The organism is Pseudomonas amygdali (assembly GCF_002699855.1).
GTDB classification, from domain to species: Bacteria; Pseudomonadota; Gammaproteobacteria; order Pseudomonadales; family Pseudomonadaceae; genus Aquipseudomonas; species Aquipseudomonas amygdali.
The window spans coordinates 77,489-101,908 of the sequence record NZ_LKBW01000266.1 but is presented as its reverse complement, the minus strand read 5'-3'; the positions used below and the strand labels follow the sequence as shown (position 1 = coordinate 101,908).

Annotated in this window: 13 protein-coding genes and 1 pseudogene; 10 read left to right on the top strand and 4 right to left on the bottom strand. The window is 58.3% G+C overall.

Translation table 11 applies throughout. The features are described 5' to 3' along the window. Nucleotides 1-173 precede the first annotated feature (173 nt). From dsbC to AO277_RS17500, 5 genes are all read left to right on the top strand, one after another. On the top strand, nt 174-914 hold the full coding sequence (gene dsbC, locus AO277_RS17520; protein ID WP_044317318.1) for a bifunctional protein-disulfide isomerase/oxidoreductase DsbC: 741 nt from the start codon (nt 174-176) through the stop codon (nt 912-914). A gap of 145 nt (nt 915-1,059) precedes the next feature. Next, nucleotides 1,060-2,364: a homoserine dehydrogenase gene (locus AO277_RS17515; RefSeq protein WP_002552527.1), complete on the top strand. Its 1,305-nt coding sequence runs from the start codon at nt 1,060-1,062 to the stop codon at nt 2,362-2,364. 105 nt (nt 2,365-2,469) lie between these two features. After that, nucleotides 2,470-3,879: a threonine synthase gene (thrC, locus tag AO277_RS17510; RefSeq protein WP_044317319.1), complete on the top strand. Its 1,410-nt coding sequence runs from the start codon at nt 2,470-2,472 to the stop codon at nt 3,877-3,879. Between the two features lie 182 nt (nt 3,880-4,061). Beyond that, a complete protein-coding gene (locus AO277_RS17505) occupies nt 4,062-7,619 on the top strand; it encodes an ATP-binding protein (RefSeq protein WP_161795770.1) in 3,558 nt (1,185 codons plus the stop codon). A gap of 123 nt (nt 7,620-7,742) precedes the next feature. Beyond that, complete coding sequence (locus tag AO277_RS17500; protein WP_080899126.1) at nt 7,743-9,020, top strand: EAL domain-containing response regulator; 1,278 nt, start codon at nt 7,743-7,745, stop codon at nt 9,018-9,020. On the opposite strand, the pseudogene AO277_RS17495 reads toward AO277_RS17500, so the two are convergent. Continuing rightward, nucleotides 8,993-9,655, bottom strand: a pseudogene (locus AO277_RS17495) (response regulator). The gene AO277_RS17500 and the pseudogene AO277_RS17495 sit on opposite strands and share 28 nt — an antisense overlap. 287 nt (nt 9,656-9,942) lie before the next feature. Between AO277_RS17495 and AO277_RS17490 the strand changes: the two are divergent. Beyond that, the gene (locus AO277_RS17490) at nt 9,943-10,239 is read left to right on the top strand and encodes a DUF3509 domain-containing protein (protein ID WP_004656356.1); all 297 of its coding nucleotides are present in this window, start codon (nt 9,943-9,945) and stop codon (nt 10,237-10,239) included. A 182-nt stretch (nt 10,240-10,421) separates the two neighbouring features. Here the strand turns inward: AO277_RS17490 and AO277_RS17485 are convergent, their stop codons facing one another. Next, on the bottom strand, nt 10,422-11,261 hold the full coding sequence (locus AO277_RS17485) for a TIGR02285 family protein (RefSeq protein WP_044317322.1): 840 nt from the start codon (nt 11,259-11,261) through the stop codon (nt 10,422-10,424). A 333-nt stretch (nt 11,262-11,594) separates the two neighbouring features. Between AO277_RS17485 and AO277_RS17480 the strand changes: the two genes are divergently transcribed. From AO277_RS17480 to AO277_RS17470, 3 genes are all read left to right on the top strand, one after another. After that, nucleotides 11,595-12,137: a YaeQ family protein gene (locus AO277_RS17480; RefSeq protein WP_002554774.1), complete on the top strand. Its 543-nt coding sequence runs from the start codon at nt 11,595-11,597 to the stop codon at nt 12,135-12,137. 62 nt (nt 12,138-12,199) lie between these two features. After that, nucleotides 12,200-13,915 (top strand): single-stranded-DNA-specific exonuclease RecJ, encoded by a 1,716-nt coding sequence (gene recJ, locus AO277_RS17475; protein WP_044317353.1) that lies wholly within the window; start codon nt 12,200-12,202, stop codon nt 13,913-13,915. 113 nt (nt 13,916-14,028) lie between these two features. After that, nucleotides 14,029-15,135 (top strand): NADH:flavin oxidoreductase/NADH oxidase, encoded by a 1,107-nt coding sequence (locus tag AO277_RS17470; RefSeq protein ID WP_002554772.1) that lies wholly within the window; start codon nt 14,029-14,031, stop codon nt 15,133-15,135. A 59-nt stretch (nt 15,136-15,194) separates the two neighbouring features. Here AO277_RS17470 and AO277_RS17465 read toward each other — a convergent pair whose 3' ends face one another. After that, complete coding sequence (locus AO277_RS17465) at nt 15,195-17,282, bottom strand: hybrid sensor histidine kinase/response regulator (RefSeq protein ID WP_044317323.1); 2,088 nt, start codon at nt 17,280-17,282, stop codon at nt 15,195-15,197. 288 nt (nt 17,283-17,570) lie between these two features. Here AO277_RS17465 and AO277_RS17460 point away from each other — a divergent pair, with 288 nt between their 5' ends. Continuing rightward, entirely contained in the window at nt 17,571-18,317 is a 747-nt protein-coding gene (locus AO277_RS17460) for a tellurite resistance TerB family protein (protein ID WP_044317324.1), read from the top strand. 57 nt (nt 18,318-18,374) lie between these two features. Here the strand turns inward: AO277_RS17460 and AO277_RS17455 are convergent, their stop codons facing one another. Next, a complete protein-coding gene (locus AO277_RS17455) occupies nt 18,375-24,344 on the bottom strand; it encodes an NEL-type E3 ubiquitin ligase domain-containing protein (protein ID WP_044317325.1) in 5,970 nt (1,989 codons plus the stop codon). Nucleotides 24,345-24,420: the final 76 nt, after the last annotated feature.

Sequence of the window (24,420 nt, the reverse complement as noted above, 5' to 3'; positions counted from 1 at the left end):
CCCCATTCCGATCTGCGCAGGAAAAATCTCTAATCCATCCTGGAAACATCCCGAGTGACGACGGCCTGTCGGCCCCGCGAGCCTTATGTGGTAGGCTTTGCCGGTTTCGCATATCAAGGCTGGCGCGCCTTTTTTCGACTGCCGCCAGTCTGCCCGTCGTTATAGGAGTTTTCATGCGTTTGCCCCAGATTTTCGCTGCCGCCGCTTTACTGCTGGCCGGCACATTCAGTATGTCTGCCCTGGCTGATGCAGCCCCCGACCAAGCCATCCGCAAGACCCTCGATTCGCTGGAATTGCAGTTGCCGGTCGAGAGTATTTCGCCGAGCCCGCTCAACGGTCTTTATGAAGTGAAGCTCAAGGGCGGTCGTGTGCTGTATGCCAGTGCCGACGGCCAGTTCGTGGTTCAGGGCTACCTGTTTCAGGTGCAGAACGGCAAGCCGGTCAACCTGACCGAGAAGACCGAACGTCTGGCCATTGCCAAGACCATCAACGCCATTCCGCTTTCTGAAATGGTGATCTACCCGGCGGTGGGCGAGACCAAATCGCACATCACGGTATTCACCGACACTACCTGCCCGTATTGCCACAAACTGCACGAAGAAGTCGGGCAGTTGAACAAAATGGGCGTTGAAGTCCGTTACATGGCATTCCCGCGCCAAGGCCTGGGTTCTTCGGGTGACGAGCAGTTGCAGGCCGTGTGGTGTTCCAAGGACCGCAAAAGCGCCATGGACCGCATGGTAGACGGCAAGGACATCAAGGCCGCCAAGTGCGACAATCCGGTGAGCAAGCAATATGAGCTGGGTCAGTCGATCGGCGTCAACGGCACCCCGGCGATTGTCCTCGCCGACGGTCAGGTGATTCCGGGCTATCAGCCTGCTGCTCAGGTTGCCAAACTGGCAATGGGCGCCAAATAACGCTTTGTCACATCAGCATGCTTCATATGAGCATGCGCTACACGAGGCCGTGTTTTTGGCGCCTCTTCACATTTGTAGCCGCATGGCAACGTGCGGCGGATTTCACGGCGGATCAAGCATCAGCTGTTTTTCGGGGAGTTCATCAGTGAAACCGGTCAAAGTAGGCATATGTGGGCTGGGTACTGTCGGTGGCGGTACTTTCAATGTACTTCAGCGTAACGCCGAGGAGATCGCCCGCCGTGCCGGGCGAGGAATCGAAGTTGCGCAAATTGCGGTTCGTACACCAAACCCCAACTGCCAGATTGCCGGTACGCCTACTACCAGTGATGTGTTTGCCGTTGCGACCAACCCTGAAATCGACATCGTCGTTGAATTGATCGGTGGCTACACCATCGCCCGTGATCTGGTGCTCAAGGCCATCGAGCATGGCAAGCACGTAGTGACCGCCAACAAGGCGCTGATCGCGGTTCACGGCAACGAAATTTTCGCCAAAGCGCGTGAAAAGGGCGTAATCGTTGCTTTTGAAGCAGCTGTCGCTGGCGGCATCCCGGTCATCAAAGCCATTCGCGAAGGGCTGTCGGCAAACCGTATCAATTGGGTTGCAGGCATTATCAACGGCACTGGCAACTTCATCCTCACCGAAATGCGCGAGAAGGGCCGTACCTTCCCGGATGTTCTGGCCGAAGCCCAGGCGCTGGGTTATGCCGAGGCCGATCCGACCTTCGACGTTGAGGGTATCGATGCAGCGCACAAGCTGACCATTCTGGCCTCCATTGCCTTCGGCATCCCATTGCAGTTCGACAAGGCCTACACCGAAGGCATCACCAAACTGACCACCGCCGACGTGAACTACGCTGAAGCGCTGGGCTATCGCATCAAGCACCTGGGCGTTGCACGCAGCACGGCCCAGGGTATCGAGCTGCGCGTACACCCGACGCTGATCCCGGCCGATCGTCTTATTGCCAACGTCAACGGCGTGATGAACGCGGTGATGGTCAATGGCGATGCGTCCGGCTCGACGCTGTTCTACGGTGCCGGTGCCGGTATGGAGCCTACGGCTTCCTCGGTAGTGGCCGATCTGGTGGACGTGGTGCGGGCGATGACATCCGATCCGGAAAACCGTGTGCCGCATCTGGCCTTCCAGCCCGATTCGCTGTCCGCGCACCCGATTCTGCCGATCGAAGCCTGTGAAAGTGCCTACTACCTGCGCATCCAGGCCAAGGATCACCCGGGCGTGCTGGCCCAGGTGGCGAGTATCCTGTCCGAGCGCGGCATCAACATAGAGTCGATCATGCAAAAGGAAGTCGAGGAGCACGATGGTCTGGTGCCGATGATCCTGTTGACGCACCGTGTTGTGGAGCAGCGCATCAATGACGCCATTCAGGCCCTGGAAGCTCTTCAGGACGTGGTTGGCCCGGTGGTTCGTATTCGCGTAGAACATCTTAATTAACACCAGCTGCGAGCCGTCAGCTTCAAGCTACAAGTCAGACGCCAGTCGTTTTGAGCTTGACGCTTGAAGCTTGAGGCTTTCAGCTCAAACCAAAGGTTTGATCCCATGCGCTATATCAGTACTCGCGGCCAGGCGCCGGCCCTGAACTTCGAAGACGTGCTGTTGACTGGTCTGGCCAGCGACGGCGGTCTGTATGTGCCGGAAAACCTGCCACGCTTCACTCAGGAAGAGATCGCCTCCTGGGCCGGTCTGCCGTATCACGAACTTGCCTTTCGGGTGATGCGCCCATTTGTGGCTGGCAGCATCCCGGATGCCGATTTCAAGAAGATTCTTGAAGAGACCTACGCTGTCTTCGCCCACAGTGCAGTGGCACCGTTGCGTCAGTTGAATGGCAACGAGTGGGTACTTGAGCTGTTCCACGGTCCTACCCTGGCGTTCAAGGACTTCGCGCTGCAATTGCTCGGTCGCTTGCTGGACTATGTACTGGCCAAGCGTGGCGAGCGCGTGGTGATCATCGGCGCTACCTCGGGTGACACCGGCTCTGCAGCCATCGAAGGCTGCCGTCGCTGTGACAACGTCGACATCTTCATTCTGCACCCGAACAATCGGGTATCGGATGTCCAGCGCCGGCAGATGACCACCATCTTTGGCGACAACATCCACAACATTGCAGTAGAAGGCAACTTCGACGACTGCCAGGAAATGGTCAAGGCCAGCTTCGCCGATCAGGGCTTCCTGAAGGGCACGCGTCTGGTCGCCGTCAACTCGATCAACTGGGCGCGAATCATGGCCCAGATCGTCTACTACTTCCATGCATCGCTGCAGTTGGGCGGTCCCGCGCGCTCGGTATCGTTCTCGGTTCCGACCGGCAACTTCGGCGATATCTTTGCCGGTTACCTGGCACGCAACATGGGGCTGCCGGTCAATCAACTGATCGTCGCCACCAACCGCAACGACATTCTGCACCGTTTCATGAGCGGCAATCAGTACGTCAAGGAAACCCTGCACGCTACGTTGTCGCCTTCCATGGACATCATGGTGTCGTCGAACTTCGAACGCCTGTTGTTCGATATGCACGGTCGCAACGGTTCTGCCATTGCCGAGTTGATGAGCACGTTCAGGCAGGGCGGCGGTTTCAGTGTCGAAGAAGAGCGCTGGACCGAAACCCGCAAACTGTTCGATTCGCTGGCAGTCAGCGACGAGGACACCTGCACGACCATTGCTGAAGTGTTTGCCAGCACCGGCGAACTGCTTGATCCGCATACCGCTATCGGGGTGAAGGCTGCTCGCGAATGCCGTCGCAGCCTGGACACGCCGATGGTGATTCTGGGTACGGCGCATCCGGTCAAGTTTCCGGAGGCAGTGGAGAAGGCCGGTGTAGGAAAAGCGCTTGAGCTACCTGCACATTTGTCTGATTTGTTCGAGCGTGACGAGCGCTGCACTGTGCTGCCAAATGACCTGAAAGCCATACAGGCATTTGTCAGCCAGCATGGCAATCGCGGCAAACCGCTCTGACAGAAGCGTCGTGTAACAACTTTAGGCCCGCCACTTGGCGGGCCTTTCTGTTTCTACGTGCCAAACTTCGCTGGTTTTCGAACCATAGAGTTGGGTCATTTGTAGTGAAGCAGGCAAGCATGCAAAGCGTAGTCAGGGAGGCAGACAGCACATTGAGAGGCCGCGCGTGGCGCATGGCATGCATGTTGTTGGCGCTGGTTTTTGTCGGGCCAGCCGATGCGGCGCAAAGCTTGCCGTTTACCCTGACAGCCCCTTTCGTGGCTTCAGCGGATCTGGCCCTGGCAGATCAGGATCGTGCCTGGCTCGATCAACGCAAGGTACTTCGGGTCGGCATTGCGATTGCCGACTACGAGCCGATTGATATCACCAGTGACCGCAACCGTTATCAGGGCATCAGTGCCGACTATCTGGGGTTGGTCAGCGACCAGTTGAACATTCCGGTGCAGGTGACCGGGTTTGCCAGGCGTGACGAGGCCATCGAGGCATTGCACGACGGCAAGATAGACCTGCTGACCAGCGCCAATGGCTTTGAGCGGGGCGTGAAAGGGCTGTCGTTCTCAACCGAATACATGCCTGACCGATCTGTTGTCGTTGGTCGTGGCAACGATCTGAGCCCGCCGCCAAGCCTGGCCGGCAAGAAGGTTGTGCTGCTTGATGGCTATGCCGACTCGGACGTCGCTCACCGCGTTTATCCTGACAGCGAGCTGATTATCGCGCCTAACCTCTACAGTGCTCTGGAGGCCCTGAGCCAAGGCGAGGTCGACGCTTTTATCGGCAACGAAGTCATTGTCCGGGCCTACACCGCCCTGCGTCCTTATCTCGGATTGCAGATCAAGTTCGAAAGCCGGTTGCCTCCGGTAGGGTTTTCTTTTGCAGTGCGTGACGATGAGCAGCGCTTGCTGACCTTCATCAATCGTGCGCTGGACAGTATTGAACCGTCGATCGGTCGTGAAGTGCTCGGCCGCTGGACGATGGGGCTGGGCGCTGACGTGGAGGGACAACGCATTCGCCTTACCGGTGCCGAGCGGCGCTGGCTGCTCAAGCATCCGAGCGTGACCATCGCCACCACACAGCATCCGCCGTACATCTACAAAGACAAGAATGGCCAATGGGTGGGGCTGAACGCAGATGTGCTGTCCCGTATCTCACGCATGACCGGGTTGCAGTTTGTCCATCAGGAAGTGCCTTCCACGCAGCAGAGCATTGAAATGCTGCGTGCCGGTCTTGCCGAGATGAACACCTCGCTTGCAGAAAATGCCGAGCGTCGGCGGTTTCTGGACTTTACATATTCCTTCGGAGGCAACAGCTGGATGTTCGTGGTGCGCTCAGAGCGCTCATCCCGAGTATCGCTCGACAGTCTGGCCGGTAAAGTGCTGGCACTGCCTGCCCGGCATGCGCTCGAGGACCTGATCAGGCGCGAGCACCCCTTGATCCAGCTGCGTCTGGTGGACACCTACGACCAGGCCCGCGCCCTGGTGGAAAGCGGTGTTGCCGACGCGACCATTCAGAATGAAGTAGGTGCCTACCTGTTCCCGGCCGGGCAACTGAAGGTCGCCCGCAGTGTCGATGGCCAATGGTCACCCGACAGGTTTTTGGTGATCAAGACCCAGCCCGAACTGCTGGGCATTCTGAATAAGGCGCTGGAAGAGTTCCCGGTGGCCGAGTTGCGCTCGATCCGCTTGAAGTGGCTGGGCTCGGCACTGCCTCAGCCTTCGCTCTGGGGGCGGATACCGCAGTGGGTATTCTGGGTACTGGCCCTGGCCTTACTGACCGGGCTGGTGTCACTGGTCTGGAGCAGTCGCCTCAAGGTACAGATTCGCCAGCGCCTCAAGGCTGAAAGGCAGCTCAATGACCAGCTGGCCTTCAAACACGCCTTGTTCGATGGTATCCCCAATCCGATTTATGTTCGCGATCTCAAGGGACGACTGATTTCCTGCAACCGTAGCTACGAGCAGAGCCTTGGCATCAGTTTCGAGCAGATGAATGGTCGACGCCTTACGGATGTCAATCTGATACCGCGTGCATTGGCTGAGCAGATGCATACCGACTACCTCAACTTGCTGGAAAATCACCAGCCAGTCTTTTCCGACCGCACCATCGAACTGTCCGGAAAACGCATGGACGTCTGGCAATGGACGGTCCCTTTCTTCGCTGCCGACGGACAGCTGCAGGGGTTGCTGGGCGGCTGGGTCGATATCACCGAGCGCAAGCGGCTTGAGCAGCAGCTCCAGGAAGCAATGCGTCTGGCCGCTCAGGCCAACGAGGCGAAGAGTGTCTTTCTGGCCAGCATGAGTCATGAAATTCGTACCCCAATGGGTGCAATCATCGGTTTGCTGGAGCTGGAATGCGCACACGCTTTACGCAAGGGGCATACACCGTCGCAAGGCTTGCAGGTCGCCCATCGCTCGGCTACGGAGCTGGTGGCACTGATTGGCGAAAGTCTTGATCTGGCCAGAATCGAAGCGGGCGGCATGCAGTTGTCATTGACAGTCACATCCTTGCAGGCTCTTTTCGAGGGCGTAATCGAGCTTTTTTCAGCGCAGGCCCGGGAAAAGGACCTGGAACTGCGGCTGGAATTCTCCGAACAGGCTCAGGGCGATTACTGGCTTGACCCGCTGAGGCTGCGTCAGGTGCTGCATAACGTCCTGGGCAACGCCTTGAAATTCACCCGGCAAGGGTCGGTCGTCTTGAGGGTGGCGGCGCTGGATGACTCATCGCGTGTACGCATCGGTATCCAGGACAGTGGCGAAGGTATCGAGCCAGAGCGTCAACAGCAGATATTCCAGCCCTTTACTCAGGCCAGCGATGACACTGCCGCACATTACGGTGGGAGTGGGCTGGGACTGAGCATCACTCGGCAGTTGGTGCAGTTGATGAAGGGCGATATCAGCCTGCACAGCTCGCCGGGCGAGGGTACGCTGGTCAACATCGATTTGCCGCTGGTCAGGGTGAGCGAGCCGGTTTTGCCCTCCTGCGATGTCCCGGATGCACCTGTGGATACGCGCAGCCTTCGCTTGTTGGTGGTCGATGACATGTCGGCCAATCGGCTGGTGTTGACCCGCCAGCTGGAGTTTCTTGGTCATCAGGTGGTGGCTGTCGAAGATGGCAAGGCTGCGCTGTCGAGGTGGTGCGAAGAGCCGTTCGATGCGGTCATCACCGACTGCAACATGCCGGGTATCAGCGGTTATGCATTGACCGAAGCCATTCGACAGATCGAAGAGAAAGAGCAGCGCCGGCGCTGCCCGGTCATTGGCTGTACCGCTAACGCAATGAGCGACGAGGCTGCACGGTGTGAGCAGGCGGGGATGGACGGTCTGCTGATCAAACCGCTTTCCCTGGCGCGTCTGGCCCAGGAGCTGGCGGATCGGGTACGTGAGCCGACGTTCGACATCAGCACGCTGCAAAACATGACCCGGGCCAACCCGGAACAGATGCAACGGTTGTTGGGCGAGTTGTGGAAGAATCTCAGGCATGAACACGCCTTGCTGGAGCCTGCGGTGCTGGCAAATGACTGGAACACCTTGAGCGCTTGCCTGCATCGGCTCAAGGGCGCGGCGAGTCTGGTTGACGCAGTGCCGTTGGCCAAGGCGTGCGCGGCGCTCGATGAAAGTGTGCGGCTTGAGTGTGTGGCCAGTGTGCCTGAGCGCTGGTTGGCGCTGGAGGCTGCGATGACCGGCCTGCGCGCTGATATCGAGTTGCAATTGGTGGCAGTGCCCGACATTGCACCGGCTTGCGATTGATGCTTGCTGAAAAAAACGTTAATCGCTACCGGGTTTAGGACATGTCCTATGGGGCATGCGTGCGGTAGGAGCTACAGTAAGTGTTCCCCTGAGCCGCTGGCTCTGACTCCCGTAGGCGTGACCGTGCACTCACTCAAGGTTCTGATTCTCGAAGACCATCCTTTCCAGCTGATGGCTCTGCACCAGATGCTCAACGCCAATCAGGTGTTCGATGTGCTGGCTGCCGAGAGCGTTGAGGTTGCCAGGCTTTCCCTGCAAAGCCGTGGTCCTGTCGACATTGCTATCTGTGACTTGCAGATGGACGGCCCCGACGGCCTTGAGCTGATCCGCTTTATGGCCGAAAACGGGTTGGCGAGGGCTCTGATCATTGTCAGCAGTTCAGCTGCCTGCGTGCTGGAAGGTGTTGCGCAGCTGGCGCTCAGCCAAGGCTTGGAAGTGTTGGGGTATGTGCAAAAACCTGCTTCGGCCGCTGTACTCCATGACCTGCTTGAGGCGTACGGGCCAGGCCGTGCCGGGAGTGCACCACAGCCACCGGTAAAGCGTGCGTTCGGGGCACTGTCTGCCGTGGAGTTGTTTGATCCGAAAGACAATATGCCCATAGACGTTGCGTCTGTTGCCGAACAGTGGATTGCCTATTTTCAACCCAAGGTGAATCTGCAGGGCAAGTTGCTGGGTGTCGAGGCGCTGGTCCGCTGGCAGCACCCCACACATGGCTTGCTGGCTCCCGGACGATTCATGGACGCCATCGAAGCTGAGGAACTGACCGTTGCGTTGACCTGGCGTATGCTGGATCAGGCCCTGCAGTTCTCTGCACAGTTCATGCGCGAGCAGGGCGAAGTACTCTCGGTTGCGGTCAATATCGACCCGCAAGTGCTGCAACAGGCGGATTTCGCCGGGCAGATCATGCAGGCGCTCACCCGTCACAGCGTGCCGGCAACTGCGCTGACCCTGGAGATTCTCGAACAGGATGCCGCCCGCCCGGAAACCTGGCAGATGGAGGGCCTGTTGAGGTTATGCATGCAGGGCTGCAAATTGTCTATCGATGACTTTGGCATGGGCGCTTCGAACATCGACAGGCTCCTGCAGTTGCCCTTCAGCGAGTTGAAGATACCGACCGAGTTTGTACGTGGCATGGCCGACGATGCGCGCAAGTCTGCAGTGGTGGCTGGAGCCATGCTCATGGCACAGCGGCTGTCCATGTCGGTAGTGGTGGAGGGGGTCGAAACGATTGACGACTTTCACAGCCTGCTGGCATTGGGCAACCCGGCCATTCAGGGTTATTTCATTGCGCGTCCGATGCCTTCATCAGAGTTGGTGCGCTGGGCCGCCGAGCGCGAGTCTCATCTGCAGGCCATGCTGACAGACGGCCGGCCTCAGGACATGCCGCTTTCCTGCAAATAAATGAACAGTGCCGCGTCGTTGGCCAGACCGAGCTTGCGCATGGCCGCGACTTTCTGTGCGCTGACAGTCTGTTTGCTGCGATTGAGCTGCGCAGCGATCTGGCCGACGGTATGACCGGCCGAGAGCAGGCGTAACACCTCCAGCTCCCTGGGCGACAATTTTTCTGCCGGCAACAGCGCGTCAGGGCCTTACTGACGCGCTTCTATCAGCACCCTGCGCACGGAATCGGCGACAAAAAACTCACCGCGCTGCACGCCCCTGATGGCAGCTGGCAGTTCTCCGGCAAGGCTGGCCTTGCTCAACAGGCCCCGCACGTTAAGGTCCAGCATGGACTGAAAAAGTCCGGCATTGCTCAGTGTTGTTACAACGATCAGCGGCAATGCCGGAAAATCCCGGTGTATGCGCTGCAAAAGACGTAAGCCATCGTTCTGCAGTTCGACCGGCATCATGAAATCAGTCACCAGCACATCGCAGGGATGGCGCGCGAGTACCTGTAGCAGTTCATCCGGATTACAGGCTTCGGCGACAACGGTAGCCAGATTGTCCTGTTCCAGTACGACACGCAGGCCGATGAGAAAAATAGGGTGGTCATCAGCCACGATGACGCGCAACGGGCGATCAGTGGAATCGCTCAAGGTGTGGCTCCATCAAAAAGGCTGACTGGTATTACAGACGACAGCGTTGTTTAACGCAGTGATCAATAGCATAGGCACCTTGTAGGAGGCGTAGCGTAATTATGTTGAGTTTTCCTACAAGCCCACTTCCTGTCGCCATTGGCCTCCGGTTTTTTCCTTGTCACATTCAACAGGCATGCTCGAAATGACAGACCGGTGCTGTGATCAGGCGATAGAAAGAACTTTCTGCTGTCGCCGACGGTCATTGGTTAGCACCTTTGCATTCAAACTGTTGAGTGGTGATCCGGATGGAAAATATCAGCTTACTGCTAAGCGAAGCGCTGGCTCCTTATCAGGCCACTATTGGCCCGGCGGGTACTCGGGGCGAACGTCTGGTTACTCTTAAGGATAAAGCGGGCGTCTGTGTGATCGAGCGTACATTCGGCGCTGATCAACTGAGCGACAAGCGCCAGCTCACCGATGTGGTAGACGGCCTGCGCCGGGATTTGATGGTCGCCGAAGGTCGAATCGAACCCTGCGTCATTGCCGCGATGCGTAATGCTGCAATCAGCCGAACGTTTATCGGCACTCCGTCTTTTGCTTAACAGTTGCTAAACAGTCGTCTGGCTTGCGTCCACAAGGTCGGAACCTGACGCGTTCGTTGCACTCCTATCCATTACGTCAGGTTTGATCATTGTGCTCCGGTGATCGAAGGTTGGCGTACTGACCATCATGGTCATGTTTACCCCGGGCAGGTCCCCCTCTGCCCGGGGTTTCTTTTAGGTGGTCAGTTCTTCTCGAACAGCGCTTTGACGTCTTCCAGGTAGCTTGCCCGTTGCTCGGGGTCCAGCCACCGCGCGTAAAAGCCCATCAGGCTGCTTTCGCGCAACGTACGCATCTCGCGGTTGATCTGTGCGAGGGCTTTTTTGCCTTCAGGTGAGTTGCTGCAACTGATATAGACGAATTGGTAGGCGGGGTTGCCCCTGATCGGCAAGAAGGCCAGTTCATCCGGCCTGATACCTTGTTGCATGGCCTGATAGCGTGCTTCCGGCCAGAAACTGATAAAGGCTTGCAGGCGCCCCAGGCGTTCCATTTGCAGAAGGCTGCCGGTGGCATCGTTACCGTAATGGAGCACCAGCGCATCTTCGTCGACACCTTGCAGCGTATGGTCGATCAGTTCGCCATAGCTGCGTTCGGCGACTATGCCCAATTTGATCGCCCGGGTGGCCATAAGCGCCGCGAAGTCGATTTTTCCGTCCTCGACATACGGCTCGAACGTCGACATGTCTTCCTTGCGTACAATCAGGCCGCTGCTGAATATGGCGCCGATCGGTATGGAGAAGAGCAGGGTTCTGGCTCGCTCCTCAGTCCACAGCATGGTGGGATCACAACTCAGAGACGTGGCGTCGTTAAGCATCTGCAGGCCCCTGGCACGATTGACGCGCATTAGCACGTGATCGTATTCGGGCATTCGCGCAGTTAACAAAGGCATGAGCTGATCAATGGCACCTTGCCCGCGCATGACCCCGGAAAAAATCGTCGAAGGTGGTATGTCGCGCATCAACCAGGTCAATGTCTCCCTTGCCTGGCTGGCGCATGACAGGGCAGCCAGCGACAGGGCGAGCATCAATCGAGCCGTTGTGCAGTACGAGGCAGGAAGGGACATTCGCTGGTTTCATCCTCGAAAAAGATTCAGCAAACTGGAGTAGAGTGGCAGCTCTTTGAGTGGCGCTGCGCCTGTGGCGTCACATTCAGGTGCTTCGGCAGTCCCTTGCCGGGATCCAGGTACTCGGAGCACATCGTCTATAAAGCCAATCTGTATCAGAATTTTGTTTCAGGCTATCGATTTTTGTATAGCCCGCAAGCAGGAGCAATTGCATCCCCTGCGCGAGCAAGTTCGTTCACAGGCCCGGCATCGGTTAGACTTGCCGTCTTACCTCCAGACTCTAGAAGCCCGTTCATGGCCCAGCCGTCCACGACCTACAAATTCGAACTCAACCTCACCGACCTCGATCGCGGAGTGTATGAGAGCGTCAAACAGACCATTGCCCGCCATCCTTCGGAAACTGAAGAACGCATGACCGTGCGCCTGCTGGCCTATGCCTTCTGGTACAACGAACAATTGTCGTTCGGTCGCGGCCTGTCTGATGTGGACGAACCCGCACTGTGGGAAAAAAGCCTGGATGATCGGGTTCTGCATTGGATTGAAGTCGGACAGCCGGATGCCGACCGCCTGACCTGGTGCTCGCGTCGCACCGAACGCACCAGCCTGCTTGCCTACGGCAGCTTGCGCGTTTGGGAAGGCAAGGTCATCCCGGCGATCAAGAACCTGAAAAACGTCAATATTGCCGCCGTCCCGCAGGACGTGCTGGAAGTGCTGGCCAAGGATATGCCGCGGGTCATCAAGTGGGATGTGATGATCAGTGAAGGAACGGTGTTCGTCACCGACGACCGTGGCCAGCATGAAGTCCAGTTGCAATGGCTTGCGGGCGAACGCGGCTGACAGCCGCCGGTTCCGATCGAAAAAACATTCATCGACACTGCAAAGAGAATCAGCTGACCCGCATGCGCATCGAACCCCGTCTATTGCCCGATACCTTGCCGTTTCTCGGCGACCTGCCGCCCTTGCTCACTCGTCTTTATGCCGCAAGGGGCGTGGCCTGCGAGGCCGAGCTGGACAAAAGCCTGGCGCGGTTGATCCCTTATCAGCAACTCAAGGGTATCGATGCTGCGGTAGACCTGCTGGTAACGGCGCTGCGCGAAGGCCAGCGCATGCTGATTGTCGGTGATTTCGATGCCGATGGCGCGACTGCCAGCACCGTGGGTGTTCTGGGGCTGCGCCTGCTGGGCGCGGCGCACGTCGATTATCTGGTGCCTAACCGTTTTGAGTACGGTTATGGCCTGACGCCGGAAATCGTCGAAGTGGCGTTGCAGCGCGAGCCTCAGCTATTGATCACCGTGGATAACGGCATTTCGAGCGTCGAGGGTGTGGCCGCTGCCAAGGCGGCAGGCTTGCAGGTACTGGTCACCGACCACCATTTGCCGGGTCACGAGCTTCCGGCGGCAGACGCCATCGTCAACCCCAACCAGCCAGGCTGTACCTTTCCCAGCAAATCGCTGGCCGGTGTCGGGGTTATTTTCTATGTGTTGATGGCCTTGCGTGCGCGTTTGCGGGACACCGGCTGGTTCGAGAGCAACCAGCGTGCCCAGCCCAACCTGGGTGAGCTTCTGGACCTGGTCGCGCTGGGCAGCGTGGCCGATGTCGTGCCGCTCGACGCCAACAACCGCATTCTGGTGCACCAAGGCCTGATGCGTATTCGTGCTGGCCGTGCCCGGCCCGGGCTGCGCGCGATTCTTGAGGTTGCACGGCGTGAGTCTTCGCGCATCACCTCTACTGATCTGGGGTTTATTATCGGGCCACGCCTGAACGCGGCGGGGCGCCTGGACGATATGAGCCTGGGCATTGAATGCCTGCTCTGCGACGACCCGACACTGGCGCGAGAAATGGCCGTGCAACTGGACGAATTGAACCAGGATCGCAAATCCATTGAGCAGGGCATGCAGCGTGAAGCGCTCGCGCAGCTCAAGGACCTGCCGCTGGAGTCCATGCCGTTCGGCCTGTGCCTGTTCGATGCCGAATGGCATCAAGGTGTCATCGGTATCCTGGCCTCGCGCCTCAAGGAGCGCTACCACCGACCTACCATCGCGTTCGCCAGTGCCGGGGAGGGCGTGCTCAAAGGCTCGGCTCGCTCGGTGCCGGGGTTTCACATTCGCGATGCGCTGGACGCTGTGGCGGCCAGTCATCCGCATCTGATCAGCAAGTTCGGCGGCCACGCCATGGCGGCAGGTCTCTCGCTGCCTGAAGAGAATTTCCCGGCGTTTGCCGAAGCGTTCGACCTGGAAGTGCGTCGTCAGCTCGACGAGCAGGACTTGACCGGACGTCTGCTGTCTGACGGTTCGCTGGCCGTCGAGGAATTCCATCTGGAACTGGCCCGCGCACTGCGCAACGCCGGTCCATGGGGACAGCACTTCCCCGAGCCCTTGTTCCACGGCATATTCCAGCTTGTCGAACAGCGGGTGGTGGGCGAGCGTCACTTGAAGATGGTGCTCAAGACCGAGTGCGGCAGCGTCAAGCTCGATGGCATTGCGTTCGGCGTCGACCGCGACATCTGGCCCAACCCCAACATTCGCTGGGTCGAACTGGCCTACAAACTGGACCTCAACGAGTTTCGTGGCAACGAAACCGTGCAGTTGATGGTGGTGCACATCGCGCCACGCTGACAATCAGCAGGAACCCCTCTCGCTACCGGGTTGTCGACAACAGACTGTCTGCAAAACCTGTTCATTGAATGAACGGGGCCTGGACACCTGATTTTTCATTACGAGAGGTTGCCATGAGCCTGCTGCTTGAACCCTACACCCTGCGCCAATTGACCCTTCGCAACCGTATCGCAGTCTCGCCGATGTGCCAGTATTCCAGTGTCGACGGCCTGGCCAACGACTGGCATCTGGTTCATCTGGGAAGCCGAGCAGTTGGCGGCGCCGGCCTGGTCATCACTGAAGCGATGGCTGTGACGCCGGACGGCCGCATAACCCCCGAAGACCTGGGGCTTTGGAATGATGAACAGATCGAGCCGCTGCAACGCATTACCCGCTTTATCAATGCTCAGGGTGCGGTGGCTGGCATCCAGCTGGCGCACGCCGGTCGCAAGGCCAGCACCTGGCGCCCGTGGCTTGGCAAGCACGGCAGCATTTCCCTCAATGAAGGCGGCTGGACTCCGGTCGGGCCTTCGGCAATTGCTTTTGATCCGCAGCACACGGCGCCTGTGCAACTGAGCGAAACGCAGATTCAGGAACTGATCAAGGCGTTTGTCGATTCCGCACGGCGCGCCCTGACCGCAGGCTTCAAGGTGGTAGAAATTCACGCGGCCCACGGTTATCTGCTGCACCAGTTCCTGTCGCCATTGAGCAACCAGCGCACTGACCAATACGGTGGTTCATTCGAGAACCGCATTCGCCTGACGCTGCAAGTCACCCAAGCGGTGCGCGCAGTGTGGCCTGAAGAGCTGCCGTTGTTCGTTCGCGTGTCCGCCACCGACTGGGTGGAAGACGGCTGGAACGCCGATGAAACGGTAGAGTTGGCGCGCCGTCTGAAGGCGCTGGGTACCGACCTGATCGATGTGTCGTCGGGCGGCACGTCAGCCAACGCAGAAATTCCGGTTGGCCCCGGCTACCAGACGCGTTTTGCCGAACGGGTTCGCAAAGAGTCCGAAATCGCTACAGGGACGGTAGGCATGATTACTGATCCGGCCCAGGCAGAGCATATTCTGCGTACCGGGCAGGCCGATATCATCCTGCTTGCGCGTGAGTTGCTGCGTGATCCGTACTGGCCGCTGCGTGCCGATGAAGACCTGGGCGGGCGTCTGGCGACCTGGCCCGCACAGTACCAACGCGCCACACATCGGGATCAGCCGATTCATGAGTCTGATCTGCGGGATTGATGCCCGTTCGGTTTACGCAAGGAAGCAGCCAATAAGTGAGCGCCGCAGGGCGCTCATTTTTATTCGCCTTCCAGCAGTTCGGTGACGCGTCCGATCAGTTCGGCAATGGCAAAAGGCTTGGGCAGTACATGCATGCCAGGTTCAAGCGTATCGTGGGCCAGCGCCGCGTTTTCAGCATAGCCGGTCACAAACAGTATTTTCAGGTCGGGCCGAACATCCCGGGCGGCGTCTGCGACCTGACGACCGTTCATGCCGCCTGGCAGACCGACGTCGGTAATCAACAGGTCGATAGCCGCTTTGGACTGCAGAATGGTCAGAGCATCGGCACCTCGCTCGGCCTGCAAAATGGTATAGCCAAGGTCTTCAAGCAACTCGGCAATCAGCAGGCGCACAGCGGGCTCGTCATCAACGACCAGAATGGTTTCATCGCTGATGCCAGGTGCGGGTACTTGTAAAGGGCTGTCCTCAAGTGCCACCGCTTCAGGCTCACCTTCATGCATCGGCAGCAGGATGCAGACTTTCGAGCCCTCTCCAACGTTTGATGTGATGTTGACGCCGCCTCCGGACTGCCGTGCAAAGCCGTAAATCATCGACAGCCCCAGGCCCGTCCCCATGCCTAACGGTTTGGTGGTGAAGAACGGATCGAAGGCCCGTGCCATGACATCTTTGTCCATGCCCGTGCCTGTATCGCTGACGCATAACTCCACGTAACGACCTGCGGGCAACTGATACCTCGCCGCTGCGGCTGCATTCAGATGACGGTTGCCGGTCTGAATCAGCAGCTGCCCGCCGTCGGGCATGGCGTCCTTGGCGTTGATACATAAATTGAGCAGCGAGTTTTCCAACTGATGCGGGTCCACCAGGGTCGACCACAGCCCTCGTGAAGCAATGACCTGCATATCGATGGCAGGGCCCACGGTACGCCGGATCAGTTCATCCATGCCCGCCACCAGAAGGTCGATATCCGTCGCCTTGGGGGCCAGTGTCTGACGGCGCGAGAATGCCAGCAGGCGGTGCGTCAGGGAGGCTGCACGTCTTGAGCCCTCCAGTGCTGCATTGATATAGCGATCCAGCTCCGTGAAGCGCTCCTGTCTGATCCTCGACAGGAGCAACTCCATGTTGCCGGTCACGCCCATCAGCAGATTGTTGAAGTCATGTGCCAAACCGCCGGTCAACTGCCCGACCGCTTCCATTTTCTGCGCTTGAATCAGTGCTTCTTCGGCAATACGCAATGCTTCGATGCGATCTTTCTCATGGGGCAGGTGCTTGCCCAGCGCAAAAATGATTCCATTGCCTGGCGCAGCGGTCCAGCCGAACCAGTGATAGGTCCCGTCCACATGCAGGTAGCGATTCTCGAACAGCGGCAAAACATGATTGATGGTGTGTTGCAGGGCATCCTCGGTATTACGCACATCATCTGGATGCAGCAGGCTCATGATCGAGCTGCCCAGCAGCTCTTGTTCAGTGTGGCCCAGCAGTACTGTCCAGGCTGGGTTCACCCGCAGGAAAATGCCGTTGAAATCGAGTATCGCCAGCGGATCCGGGGAAATCTCCCAGAATGTATCCAGCTCCAGGGTCCGCTGTGCCAGCCTGGCGGTCTGCCGCCGTTCCAGATTTACCAGATCCTCGATCAGTTTCAGGCGTTCGCGCTCACTGTCCTGCAACGCTTGCTGACTGAGGACATGCTCGGTGGTTTCGTTGGTGATGCAAAACATGCCAACGATCATCCCTTGCTCGTCGATCACCGGCGAGAAGGAGAATGACCACCATGTCTGCTCGACCTCACCATAGCGCGCCATGCTCAGCGGCATGTCCTTGTAATGGCACGGCTTGCCGGCGTATGCATCGATGACCAGTGGCGCGACCTGATCCCACACATCAGCCCAGAGGTCCGGAATAAGCGCGCCAATGGCGTTATCCTTACGCGGGCCGAGGATGGGGGTATAAGCATCATTGTGGAAAAACACCAGCTCCGGCCCCCAGAGCAGATACATCGATTCCGGCGAGTTCAGAATCAGATTCAGGGTGTTTTTCAGCGATACCGGCCAATGCTCGATGGGTCCGAGTGGTGTCTGGCTCCAGTCCTTTGATCGGATAATCCCGGCAGCCGTGCCGTTAGCTGTCGGGAAACCAGTGAGCGATATCACTTCAGGCAAGCTCCTGACGGTATGCGTCTTGCGTTCATATGGGTGTACTTAAGGTTGATCAATCTGGACGAGCAGTCTTTTTAACTGCTTTTCGTACCGACTGCTCCACTATTGACCCCTTATCAGAGCCGCGCGTTGCACGTGTTTCGCTGATATCGGGAATGATTGGATGAATGGGGCTGGTCGGGAATCGTAACATCCGGAAGCACACCGGTAATCTTGAGTCAGTGACTTCCTGTCAACTTGTTGGTCAATGACTCATCTGACAAACCTTGTAGGAGGCTTTCTGTGAATACGCGTGGCTTACTCGATCAGTTGCTCAAATCCGGACAAAGCATGTTGCAGGACAAGGCTAACGGCAAATCCGGCAAGCAGTCTTCGGGCAGCGATTCATTGATCAATGGTCTGGGCAGCCTGCTCGGCGGCGGTAAAGGCCAAGGGACCTTCCAGAGCGGTCTTGGCGGTCTGCTGTCCGGCGCCGGTGGCGGTGCGCTGGCTGCAGGTGCCATGAGCCTTCTGCGCGGCAAACGCTCGCGCAGTATGGGCGGTAAGGTGCTGACTTACGGAGGCTTGGCGGCATTGGGCGTACTGGCCTATAAGGCCTATAACAACTGGCAGTCCAGTCAGGGCCTCGTTGGTCAGCGTGAGCCGCAAACCATTGATCGCTTGCCCGAGGCTGAAGCCGAGCAGCACAGCCAGGCCATCCTGCGTGCCCTGGTCGCCGCTGCAAAAGCCGATGGTCATGTGGATGAGCGTGAGCGAGAACTGATCGAGGGCGAGTTCAGCAAATTGAACAGCGATCAGGCGCTTCAGCAATGGCTTCAGGCCGAGCTGAACAAACCGCTGGACCCGGCAGAAGTGGCTCGCGCCGCGACCACGCCTGAAATGGCGGCGGAAATGTATATCGCCAGTGTCATGCTGGTGGATGAAGAGCATTTCATGGAGCGCGCCTATCTTGATGAGCTGGCGCGCCAGTTGAAACTGGAGCCCGGTCTCAAGTCCGAACTGGAAGCACAGGTGCGGGGCGCCGAGTAAGCAGCCACGTCCGCTGCCGGGCCGCCTGGCGCACTGTGCGTCAGGCGGCCCATGCCATCAATGATGCTCCAGCCCCTCGGCGTTGGTCAGCTCCCTTATCAGCATTGTTTGCTGTGACTTGAAGCTGGCTTCGAATTCGCGAATGCGTTTTTCGTATTCCGGATTGTCCAGGCTGATGTTGCGCTGTTCGAATTCGTCGGTGAGTCGGGTCAGGTCAGTCCTGTAAAGATGTTCGAGTGCATCGAACCGTCCAGCATGGGTTTCGCGCAGATAGTTGATCCAGTAATCCTGCTGCTCGGCGAAGCGCAGGAATGGTTCGCCTTGTTCTCCGGACTGCACGCGAAGCAGGGCTGTATCGAACTCACTCGGCCTGATGGCGGCGTGGGCCTGATACAACATGCCTTCCGGTGGTACGGGCAGGTCCAGCGCGCTTGCCCAGTGTATGCGATACGCCAGACGGACTTCAGCTTCATCGCGGCTCCCGGTCTGCTCTCGGGCAGCAGCATCCAGTTCGGACAGGCGATAAAGGCGGGTTGTCAGCCTGTACAGCAGTGCACCTCGCTGCTCCGGCACAACATCGTGCAGTGACTGACGAATGAACACCATCACCTCCATCTGGTTGAACTCCAGCAGGATGCCGTCCGGGCAGGTGTTGTTGTCACGGAACAGCCTGAGTGGTTCTTCGGCGATAGCACTCAGGGTCATTCCCAGTTGAGGGTCCTGACTCACCGCGCCGAGTACTCGCCAGACGCGCTCCTGCAGTGCTGCCCGGTTGGCCGTATTGCGATAGTCGGCACTGTGGCGCAGCGAACCGATCAGGTCCAATAGCCTTCGGTTGTGGTCGCTGATCTCCAGTTGCTCCCAGAGCGCACGCCGCGCGGCGATGAGCGGGCTGCTGTCGTCCAGCCAGGGTTCGGCAGTCACTGGCTCTGGAGTCGATGCCCGACTGTCTTCTGACTCGTAGTCTGATATCGATGAGTCCGAATCATGCTGCTCCGTCCAGTCCATCGCTGCGAGTTCGGGTGGCAGGTCCATGTCAAAGGTGAAAGAGCGTCCATAGCTTTCTGAAAAGTGTGCTCGACGCATGCTGTCTTCGGAAAGCGGGTTGTTCAGCAAGCTTATTTCCGTGTGCGCAGATTCGCTGCCGGGATTGGCCAGAATATGCTCCGGCAAGTCAGTAATCAGATTGCCCTCCAGCAGGAGCGTCCCCAGATGTGCTGGAATCATGTCATTCACCCAGGTCGGCCATTCGGTTAATCCGACGTTATTGAGTGATAGCCAGTTGAGCGCGGTATTGCTAAGGGCAGACAGATCGCTGATCGCACCCATCCGGTTGCCATCCAGTTCCAGCCTTGCAAGCGTCGGAATACGGCTGAAGAAATCGATGTGCTTTTGCTCGATCACCATTCCCTGGTCAATCAGCAATAGCGAACGAAGTGATGGAAGCTCAAGCAGCGCCGGAGGCAGTTGCAGCAGCGGTGCGACATACCCGTTCATTTCCAGTGAGTTCAGATCAGTCATACGGCGCAGCAGCTGGTCCAGATCAGATCCCGTGGCCGTGACTCTGCTCAGGCGCAGATAGCGTATCTGACGATAGAAGAACTCCGGCAGCTGGCGGGGAAAGTCGACCAGCGAAAGGTTTTCCAGGCGCAGTGGACGGTGGATTTGCCCCAGGCTGAACGCTCGCCAGTGATCAGTCAGTATCCTGCCGATCTCGCGGCGGGCTTCGATGGTCCGTTCACTCGTAATGGCCAGCGAATTTGAGGCATGTGTCCACTGATCAAGCGCGGCAGATAATTCGGCACCTTCGCGCAATTGCATGTTTATAGCGGCTTGCACGGCGAGCGGCGTGTCCATGAGGAAGCGAAACGAGCAGTCGGGTACAGCCTCATTGATGCGTGCGTGCATCACCGTATGCCTGGACAGGCTGTTGCCGCGCAAATCGATCAGGGTCTGATGCTCGGGGTTGAGGGGATTGTCGAGGATCCAGTCCGGCAGTTCGGTCAGATTGTTATGAGCTACCGACAGCTCACGAATATTGTTCGGGATTATGTCCGTCAGCCAGGAAGGCCAGCGGTGCATGCCGACTCGTTCCAGTATCAACCGGTCAAGATGCAGCCAGCCAAGGTCCATCGGCAGCAAGCTGACCAGCCGGTTGCCGCTGAGGTTCAGCGACCTGAGATCAGGCATATCGCGCAAGTGGTCCATCTGCGCCTGATCCAGAAAAATGCTCTGGTTTATCAGTCCCAGTTCAGTAAGTTGCGGCAGCACACTGGACACTTGCTGGGGCAGGTTGAGGAAGGCCGATATCTGCGGATCCGCACCGGCGCCGGGTTCGCCGACCAGAATGAGTGAGCGCGTGTGGGGGAAGCGTTGCAGAAAGTGTCCAAGTTCGAAGCTGTTGGTCAACTGTCTGGGTAGATCCGTGGCTACCGGTGTTGAAAGCTCTGCGCCCGGGCGAACTCGGGGTTCGATCGAGATATTCTCCAGATAGAGTCCGCTCACCCGCGCGTATACAAAATCTGGTAGGTGTCGTGGGAAGTCAGTCAGGGATACCTGCTGCAGATACAGTGGCTCAAGCGTTCGTCCGATTTCAGGCAGGTTATTGATGCGCCAGTGGTTCCAGATCGCCTCACTGATACGCGCCCGGCTATCGATATGCGCCTGACTCATGGAGGGCATTGCCACGACCTCATAGGTCCAGGCGTCAAGACTTGCCCGCAGCGTCATTTGTTCGCCCAGCAAACTGTTGAGTCGTTCATCGATAGCCCGATTATCCCGGCCGGTGTGGCGCAGGCGGCTGAGAATTTCTTCGGGGAGCGCGTCTTCCAGCTCCAGCAAACGGATCTTGTCCAGCAGACTTTCATCGGTCATATGCCAGTCGGTTCTGCCGTTACCGCTCAAGGGATAACCAAGGCGCCCATCGGCCAGACGCATGGGGGACATGGAGCCGGGTTTGAGCGCCTGCATGTTCAGCAGTGGCGCGAGAGTCTGGCGAGGCAGAGGGTTTTCCTGAATCAGAGCCTCCAGCGCCTGCCCCTGGCCGGTATGGGCAAAACCCAAATGGCTGCGCTCGGCATCGGGCAGGGCGTGAAGTACGGATGAATACAGATCGTCCAGCCCGTGCAGGTGCTGATCTTCAGCGTCACGTGTCTCATAACGATTGCCATATTTGATCAGCACCTTGCGAACGGGAGCCTCCTGAGCCCCGATACTGTAGAGCAGTTGGCCGCCAAAGAAGCGATTGTGCACCTCCAGCCTGACCTGAGAAGGCCATTGCGCAAGGGCTTCAAGGCTGTGCAGGGCAAGGCAATCGGTATCTGCGCTGGATACCGAGGTCAGGTAAAGGCCCTCATAGGCTCGTGCCAGCCGTACTTGCTGCAAATAGGCACTGGCTTCTTCGGCCATGCGTAACGGTACGCGGCGTTCTGTAGTGAGTTGTATCCGCTCGGCTGGCGAGGCGTGGCTGGCCAATTCCTCGACAACCAGCGGCGGCAGGCCGGCAAACGCCTGCTGGAGGGTTTGCGCGCCGTCCGTATCAGCGACTTTCAGGGCGCGGTAACGTGATTCGAACAACCAGGCTCTGGTTGTCCGGGCACGCGCCACCAATTGTGCGCGTAAAGCGATCAGGCGCGGTGCGATGCCCGGCTGACCCGCACCGAACTCTTCGTTGAGCAGAGTCCGGATTTCGATGTTGTTCAGTTTTTCCAGGACCTGGCGCAGGGCATCTGGCTGATCGGCACGAATATGCATGTCGAGGGGGGCAGCAGCGCCAGACTGCTGCGCCGCAACGAACCGATGGAGCGTGTTGCCTTGGGCATCCACCAGCACCAGAGCGCGATTGTTCGGCCAGCCAGGGTCATGGCTCAGCAGTTCAAGTTGGAGGGGCGCTGCTGCGTCTGCATCGTTGGCTTCCATCTGCTCTATGAAACGATCAATTTCCTGATCCAGCCTGAAACGGCGCGCTGTGTCTTCGAGCAAGTCCGGTGGGCGGAGCTGATCAGCCAGTGCCCGGCGCATCACGGATTCAGGCGTATTGCTGACCTTCAGGATGCGTCTGGCTGCGCTGTCGGAAAACGCTTCGCTGGAATACCCCAACCGTCGGAACAGCGTCAGGCCTTCCATCTCCAGCGGGCGATCAAGTTCATGCAGCCATGCTCCCGCGCCGTTGTGGCGCAGGGCGGGTTGATAGCCGTGCGGGTTGGCTGGGTGCTCTATCAGATAACCATCGCCGGTCGGGGCAGGGCTCACCGAATAGGTGCGTCCTTCAAGTGGCAGCCACTGCTTGCCTTGCCATGTATACAGGCCTGTGGCGTTGGGCAGCAGACCCTTTGGCAGCACGATGTCATGGCTAAAGGGTGTCAGGTCCGGTTTCCAGAGACGAGTCATTCCACTCGGTAATTCCACGGGTTTGAGGCCGTTTACGAACTCGGGCACCTGTATCGCAGGTATGCCTGCTGAGCCCGTCGCCGCAGCGCCAAGGGCCGACATCAGGGCAATATTCTCCACCACGTCGAACAGGTAGGTGAGCGCCTGCTGTTTTTCGTCTTTGGCCCAGCTTTCTATGCCCTCATAGACTTCATGGGCCAACTGAATGGCTGTGACGGCCATCATCACTTCGCCCAGTACCGGAACGACAAAAGCGGCGATGTTCAAGACGTCGAAGGCTTTGTCCTTAAAGTACTGCACACGCTCGTCGACAGTTTTCTGGTCCTGCGCCGCCGTTGGCACGCCATGAAACAGCGCATTGTCCTTCAACGCTGCACGTTTGCGATCGTACAGGGCCTCCGGCAAGGGGTCTTGCAGAGGAGTCTCTCTCAGGTCCAGCCGGGCGTTTCGGTCCGCTTCACGTTCCAGCCACTGGCGCTCGAAGACCCCCCCTTTCTTGACTTTGGGGTGCAGACGCTCGGACAGCTTTTCAAACAAGGCACTTCGATGGCGCGCCGGTATGAAACGCATGAAAAAATTCAGATATCCATCGATGAACATTCGGTCGCGCAACGAGTTTATAAACGCCTCGACCGAGTCGTACTCCTTCAATGGCGCAACCGGATCGTCTGGAATGTAGACGACAATTTTTTCTGCCTGAGTTGCCATGTCGCGGTCTTTGCCAATAACGAACGGGCCGTCAAGTTCGACATCCCCCAGGCACAGCACGCTGCAGTTGACCGGCCTGTTATCAAGCCTGACGTTTTGCTTGCCGTCGAGAATATCCAGTAACGCGCCCTGCAATGGCGGGCTGACAAGTTCCTGCAGGTAGGCAATCTGCAGTTGAAGCCGGATGGACGATGACTGAAGTTTCAGGAAGTCCTTACGCAGCCTGGATGCCGCAGCGTCCGCCGTTTCTTCGAGTGTCGAAGGTGCATTGAAGATGGACTCCAGGTGGGTCTGGTATTTACCGCCCAGGTCCAACTCGCGGCACATCGCTGCGAACCCGGTAGCAGATATCGGCAAGGACTGGCCGGCGATCTGTTGACCGATGATTTCAAAGGCGGAAAACACCTGAGCCTCTATGCCCGAGTCCGAATCCATCGCGCCAGGCGCGGTTTCCCACTTTTCGAAATTCTGCAGCGCAGCCTTGAGCAGGATCTGACAGGCGGCCCTCAAGGCAATGTTGGCTTGAGTGATGGGGTCTCGGGATGCCGCCTGGAACGACTGGTCGACCCTGGCCCGGCTGGCGTGAAACAGCCAGGTCCGGGCGACGTCGACGTCCAGACCGAAGCGGTCCTTGATCGCCGCCGTCAGAAGAGGGGTCGCGAAGTCTTCCAGTGTCGAGAGGCGATCAAGCGTCGGACGAACCTTTTGTTCATTCTGGCGATGCTCGGCATAGAGCTGCTGAAGTTTATCGACTTGCTCCGGGCTGGACGTGCGCGCGCTCGTCAGCCATTGCAAGGGGCGTCCGGAGGTTTTGCGCAGAGTTGCATGGGTTGACGGTTCTGCGTCAAGCAGCCATCGGGGTGATTTATCTTTTATAAGTTGCACATGCTGGGCGGCAGGTGCCTTGCCCGGCGAAGTTTGGTCCAGCATTGAAGTGCCTTGTCGTGAGTGAGCAGGCGACAAAGCTTACGTTTGAGGTCAGGCCGGCAAGTGCTAACTATTTATC

What these genes read in the sequence shown, in the direction of transcription:
- dsbC (WP_044317318.1), top strand. Translation starts at nt 174, where the DNA reads ATGCGTTTGCCCCAGATTTTCGCTGCCGCCGCTTTACTGCTGGCCGGC.
- thrC (WP_044317319.1), top strand. Translation starts at nt 2,470, where the DNA reads ATGCGCTATATCAGTACTCGCGGCCAGGCGCCGGCCCTGAACTTCGAA.
- AO277_RS17505 (WP_161795770.1), top strand. Translation starts at nt 4,062, where the DNA reads ATGTTGTTGGCGCTGGTTTTTGTCGGGCCAGCCGATGCGGCGCAAAGC.
- AO277_RS17490 (WP_004656356.1), top strand. Translation starts at nt 9,943, where the DNA reads ATGGAAAATATCAGCTTACTGCTAAGCGAAGCGCTGGCTCCTTATCAG.
- AO277_RS17485 (WP_044317322.1), bottom strand. Translation starts at nt 11,261, where the DNA reads ATGCTCGCCCTGTCGCTGGCTGCCCTGTCATGCGCCAGCCAGGCAAGG.
- AO277_RS17480 (WP_002554774.1), top strand. Translation starts at nt 11,595, where the DNA reads ATGGCCCAGCCGTCCACGACCTACAAATTCGAACTCAACCTCACCGAC.
- recJ (WP_044317353.1), top strand. Translation starts at nt 12,200, where the DNA reads ATGCGCATCGAACCCCGTCTATTGCCCGATACCTTGCCGTTTCTCGGC.
- AO277_RS17470 (WP_002554772.1), top strand. Translation starts at nt 14,029, where the DNA reads ATGAGCCTGCTGCTTGAACCCTACACCCTGCGCCAATTGACCCTTCGC.
- AO277_RS17455 (WP_044317325.1), bottom strand. Translation starts at nt 24,344, where the DNA reads ATGCTGGACCAAACTTCGCCGGGCAAGGCACCTGCCGCCCAGCATGTG.